Here is a 2,696-nt window from a genome sequence, read left to right as displayed (position 1 = left end):
AGCGCCAGGAGGTCCTCGCGCGCGCCGCGGCGGCCTGCGACCTGCCCGCCCGCTACGGCCCCGACCTCGACCTGCGGCGCTTCCACATGGAACCGCGCGCCGGCGCGGGCGATGCACCCGACCGGGAGGTGCGGGCGGCCGCGCTCGCCGCGGGCGTCGACCTGGACGCCGGGGACCGCGCGGGCTCGTTCGTCCAGCGCGACCAGAGACTCCTGGCGCGGTCCGTGGCGGAGCGTTTCGCCGGAGCCCTCGACGTGGCCTGGAGCGCCGACCCCGGCGGCCGGCCGCCGTGGGTCGAGGAGGTCTGGTGGCGGGTCGCGGACCCCGGCGCCGACAAGTACACCGCCGCCGCGGCGCTGCGTCCGACCGGGGGCTACTGCCTGCGGGCGCGCCCCGGCGCGCGGATCGTGGACCCGGTGCAGGCCTGCCTGCTCCTCGACGAGACGGCCCTCTCGCAGAACCTGCACAATGTGGTGCTCGTCGAGGCGGGGGCCTCCCTGCACGTGATCACGGGCTGCGCGGTCCAACGCGCCGCCGGGGGGCTGCACATCGGCGTCAGCGAGTTCGTCGTGCGCCACGGCGGGTCGCTGACGTTCACCATGATCCACCGCTGGGGCGAGGGGATCGACGTGCGGCCGCGCTCGGCGGTCGTCATCGAGGAGGGCGGGACCTACGTCTCGAACTACGTGCTCTTCGGCGCGGTGCGCACGCTCCAGATGTGCCCGGCGGTTCTTCTGCGCGGGGCGAACGCGCGGGCCCGCTTCCAGGCCGTCGTCTGCGCTCGCGGCGACTCGCTGATCGACATCGGCAGCCGCGTCGTCCACGAGGGCGACGGCAGCTCCAGCGAGACGATCACCCGGACCATCGGCGAGGGGCGCTCGCGGACGTGGGCGCGCGGCCAGCTCGTGGCCCGCACGGACCGCTGTCGCGCCCGCCTCGAGTGTCGCGGGATGCTCGTCTCCCCGGAAGCGGCGATCGTCGCGGTCCCCGAGCTGGAAGCCGACGGGGTCCCGCACGCGGAGCTCTCCCACGAGGCCGCCATCTCGCCCATCGCCGAGGAGGAGGTCGCCTACCTGATGTCGCGCGGGCTTGCGCGCGAGGAGGCCGTCGCGGCGATCACGCGCGGCTTCCTCAACGTCGACCTGCCCGGGCTGCCGCCGGCGCTGGAGCGCTCCATCCGGGACGCGCTCGCCGCCACCCCCGCCGGCAGCCTCTAGCACGGCCGCGGTTCTGAAGTTGACACCCCCGCCGACATCGGCTACCAAGGTGCCGGGCCTCGCGCGCCGGGGGTAGCCGCGCGCGGGCGGAATTGGGGAGGGCCGATGCTGGGCGGGGAGAAGCCGCGGATTCTCGTCGTTGACGACGACCGCCTCGCCCAGCGGCTGATGGAGGACATGCTCCTCCCACTCGGCTACGAGGTGACCATCGCCGACGACGGGCGCACCGCGCTCGACACGGCGCGGCGGATCCGGCCCCACCTCATCTTCATGGACGTCGTGATGCCGGTCATCGACGGCTTCTTCGCCTGCCAGCTCCTCAAGGAGGACCCCGAGACCCAGCACGTGCCGGTGGTGCTCGTGACCTCGCTCGAGGGACGCGACTCGAAGATCCGGGGCCTGGCGGTCGGCGCGAGCGACTTCATCAGCAAGCCCGTCGATCAGACCGAGCTGGCGCTGCGTGCGAAGAACCTCCTGCGCGTCGTGGAGTTCGAGGAGTTCCTCCAGCGGCACAACGAGGCGCTCGACGCCCAGGTCCGCGAGCGCACCGCGCAGCTCGAGCGCGCGCTCGAGCAGCTTTGCCGCTCCAAGGACGAGCTCAAGGCCAGCTACCTGGACACGATCTTCCGCCTCACCACCGTGGCCGAGTTCAAGGACGGCTTCACCGCCGGCCACATCAAGCGCGTTGGTCACTACTGCCGCCACCTCGCCCGCGAGCTCGGCTGGGACGACGAGCGGCAGGAGGCCATCTTCTACGCCAGCCCGATGCACGATATCGGCAAGGTGGTGATCCCCTCGGAGATCCTCGGCAAGCCCGGGCCGCTGACGCCCGACGAGTTCGCGATCGCGAAGGGGCACACGACCGCCGGCGCGCATATCCTCGAGGGTTCGACCTCGACCTTCCTGCAGATGGCCGAGGTGATCGCCCTGACTCACCACGAGCGCCACGACGGCGGCGGGTATCCGCGCGGACTTCGGGCCGACGAGGTGCCGCTGGCCGGCATGATCATGAACATCGCTGATCAGTACGAGGCGCTGCGCAGCGTGCGCCCCTACAAGCCGGCGCTCACGCACGGGCGGGTGATCGAGATCCTGACGCACGGTGACGGGCGGACGATGCCCACGCACTTTCACCCGCAGGTGCTCGAGGCATTCGCTGACTCCGCGTCGCATTTCGCCGCCATCTTCGACGAGATGTCAGTCGAGGGCTGACCACCGGGACCCGGGGGCGCGGTCCAGCCCTCGACGGTCGGGGCGCCCTGGCACCCTTGACGGCGTTGCCCGCTGCGAGCGGCCTGCAGGACGGGTCTGGTTCGACGGGCCGAACCTTCGGCTGAACTAGAACCTATCTCAAATTCGGATTTCACTTTGGCCTCGGCATTTCAGGCGCTATCATGAGGCATGGCACTGCGACTCACGGACGAACAGTGGGATCGCATCCGTCAGCATTTTCCGGAAGAGAGCTACCCGGACGATCGT

Annotated in this window: 2 protein-coding genes; both read left to right on the top strand. The window is 71.3% G+C overall.

Features of this window, described 5'->3' with window-relative positions; all coding sequences use genetic code 11:
• The coding region (locus tag VI078_01525; GenBank protein ID HEY5997968.1) for a SufD family Fe-S cluster assembly protein at positions 1-1,217 on the top strand (1,217 nt) is incomplete at its 5' end.
• A gap of 105 nt (positions 1,218-1,322) precedes the next feature.
• Positions 1,323-2,429 (top strand): HD domain-containing phosphohydrolase, encoded by a 1,107-nt coding sequence (locus VI078_01520; protein HEY5997967.1) that lies wholly within the window; start codon positions 1,323-1,325, stop codon positions 2,427-2,429.
• Positions 2,430-2,696: the final 267 nt, after the last annotated feature.

Source organism: bacterium (assembly GCA_036524115.1).
Classification (GTDB): domain Bacteria; phylum JAUVQV01; class JAUVQV01; order JAUVQV01; family DATDCY01; genus DATDCY01.
The sequence above is the reverse complement of the archived record's forward strand: the minus strand, read 5'-3'. Positions and strand labels throughout refer to the sequence as shown.